This window comes from Mycobacterium sp. (assembly GCF_032162605.1).
Taxonomy (GTDB): Bacteria; Actinomycetota; Actinomycetes; order Mycobacteriales; family Mycobacteriaceae; genus Mycobacterium.
Genome location: NZ_JAVROT010000628.1, coordinates 1 through 2,913, shown reverse-complemented (window position 1 = coordinate 2,913; position 2,913 = coordinate 1). Strand labels below are relative to the sequence as shown.

The 2,913-nt window shown below is 65.1% G+C and carries 1 protein-coding gene; it reads right to left on the bottom strand.

The window, feature by feature from the left end; genetic code table 11:
* Positions 1-674 precede the first annotated feature (674 nt).
* On the bottom strand, positions 675-2,165 hold the full coding sequence (locus tag QOI01_RS35880; RefSeq protein ID WP_526388964.1) for a carotenoid oxygenase family protein: 1,491 nt from the start codon (positions 2,163-2,165) through the stop codon (positions 675-677).
* Between the last annotated feature and the right edge of the window lie 748 nt (positions 2,166-2,913).

Here is a 2,913-nt window from a genome sequence, read left to right as displayed (position 1 = left end):
GCCAATTAGGGCTGACGCCCGTTGCGGACCGTGATGAATGGGCCGTCCACGAGGTGGACGACTGTTGATGCCCTGTCGGACATACCACTTGACCCCCTAGAGCCTGAAGCCTGACGAAAGTTCGAGCCCCTACAGCGCCATCTTTCACGCCCTCGCCGGTGAGCGGTAGAGTAATGCTATCTGCGAGCTGGTGTTGCGGGCCGAATCTGGTTGCCACGCAATCTAACACGCGTTTCCAATTGCCCTCACGTCCGTAGCAAAGTACCTCGGCTAAGCACGGATTGTCCTCGGTTCACCCCGAATTCATAAAAGACGGGCCGGATTCCGGCCCGACAGATACCCGGCGCGGCCCGGCGAACATTGGAGACAGTTCTCGACTATTTTGTCGATCCATGAGCTGCCGCCGGGGGTGTTTCTCAACCGTCCGGCTGTGCCGATTGACTCGTTGAGCTTTCTGACTCGTTGTTCGGAAGACGAGGCACTGTGAACTCATCGGGATCAGATCCTCAACGAGCCAAGGGACATTAGCAGGCGCTGTCCCTGTCCGCGGCACGTCGAAATGACCTGGCGTGCCGACGAAGCCGGGGCAAGTGCCGGACAACATCGCAGCGGGATTGTCCCGCTTGACGGCGCGATCACAATGTCTGAGGGCGCGATGTGCACACCCCTGCGCGTCAACTCCCCGCGGTTGTGACGGAGGTGTCGCGAGCGCGCGTGAACTGGCCGTGGAAGCCGAAGGGAATGTGGTGAGGCACCTCGGCCCGCGCAACCTCGTCGAGGGTCTGCGCGTCGAGGACGAGCAGCGCGGACATGCCGCGTGGGGCGTCGAGGACGACCGACAGGAGCACGCCGTCGTCCTCGCGTTCGGCGTTTGGGCGGGCGACGAAGACCGGCTCGCCCGGGTAGCAGCCGCTCTGAGACCAGTGCGTCGCGGTCTCCGCCTCGGTGTCGACCCGCACGATGCGGTCGATCCAGCCCGATTCGGCGTCGACGCCCCAAACGAAGCGATGGCGCCGCCCGTTGCAGCGGCCGTAGTTGATGCGCGGCAACTCAACCCAGCTGTCTGCGAGCGGTCGGCTCGTGACGCGCCGATCGCCGATGGAGAGGCGAAAGCGCCGCAGGTGCGCACGAGAGGCTGGCTTGCCCGCGCGCAGCCGCTCCAGGTAGAGGTCCTCGACGATCTGCGAATTGGGGTAGGCGCAGAGGTCGACGACGACGTCGTCGCCCTCGTCGTAGGCGTTGACGTGGTGAAAGGCGAAGCAGGCGTCGGTCTCGAAGCCCGTCGTGCGCTCGCCGGTGGCCCGATCCAAGAGTGTGAAGCGCGTTCCCCGCTCGGGCTTCCAGCGGTAGTTCTCGATGTAGGGTCGGCCGGACAGGGCGAGGCGCAGGGGGTTGACGACGAGCGGGAACTCGGCCAGCACGATCCAGCGCTCGGTCAGCCCGAACGAGTGAATGTACGCCGGCTCGGAGACCGGCATGCTGGCCAGCACGCGCGGCGGCGCCGCGTCGGGGCCGACCGCGAAGAAGCGATAGCTCGAGCGCGGACCCAGCCGGGCCGCGTAGTTCAACATTGCGCCGCTTGCCCGATCCAGGTGCGGATGCGCGGTCGTCAGCTGGCCGGGCGCCCGGTAGGCGACGCCCGCGGTCTCCAGCGTGGCGGGATCGAACTCGATAGGCATGGGCGTCTCGGTCATCGCGATCAGCCGCTCGCCGAGCATGCCGACGTTGACATTGGCGTTGTCGGTTAGCGCCGGGGCGAACAGCGACTGCACCCGCCGGAAGAGCGAGCGGCAGGGATCGGTGGCGAACTCCGTGTAGGCGATTTCGCCCTGCTCCTGCGCGGCGCGGTACGCGGCGCTGCGCAAAAAGCGGCTGGCGTAGGAGACGCGCCCGTCCTCGAACGTGAACCGGTGCAGCATGGCCAGGCCGTCAAACCAGTGGCGCATGCCGCGCGCGCCGACCTCGAACTTCGCCGGCCCGGTACGCAGTAGCGAGCCGGCCAGCCATGCGGGCACCTCGCCGCTCAGCGCGAGCGCGTCGAGGACCACCTCGTCCTCGAGCGTTGTGAAGCCGAGCGTGGAGGAAAGCGTCAGACTCCCGGCAGGGGTCTTACCTCTGGTGCTATGACCCCCGCTGCTGGTCGGGGAGCTGGATGTCGCGGCCATGCCGTACCCCTACCGTTCGGATCGAACCATACTTGACCGTACGGCAAGCGTGAACGATCCAAAAGGAGTGATGTGCCGTGGGTTTGGTGGTGTCGCCATACATGGTTTCAGGCCACGGGTTGGGCGGGTTGGTGTAGCAGTTCGAACTCTATCGGGGTGTGCATCAAACTCGGGACGGTTCAGCTGATGTCCGTAGCGGTATGTCTCAAATCCGTGGCCAGTCTTGGTCGCTCAGGTGAACGGTGTTTGACAGATCATCCTGGCCAATCCCGATCCGACCGTCGATACACTCTCGGGCGACGTCGAGGTGGCCCAAATGGCGGGCGTTCTCCTCGATCGTGGAGCACGATGAACCGCAAATCGGTGACGGGTTCGTCGTTCCCTTGCCCGTGCTGGCCGACGGGCGGGCTCGACAAGGGCGCGGACCTCAGTGTCCGGTTCGCGGTGGCCACGGCGGCACGGTAAAAGGCCAGAACAGACTCGGTCGAGTGGTCACTCGTGAAGGGCTCCCGGAGTTTTTGCGTCGTCCTGCCAGGGCAACTGGTCGGCGGTGCCGAGGGCGACTTCCTGGAACCAGTGCCGCTCGGGGTGGTCATGACATCGCCGACCATGGTGTTCAGTGCTTTGACGACGCGGGTGTCGGGGAAGGCTCGCTGGATTTGCTCACCGAGCGAGTCGGTGTCATTGACGAAGAGGTTCGGTGGGAAGCCTTGGGAGAATTCGAGTGGGTTGGACACGTCGAGCAGCA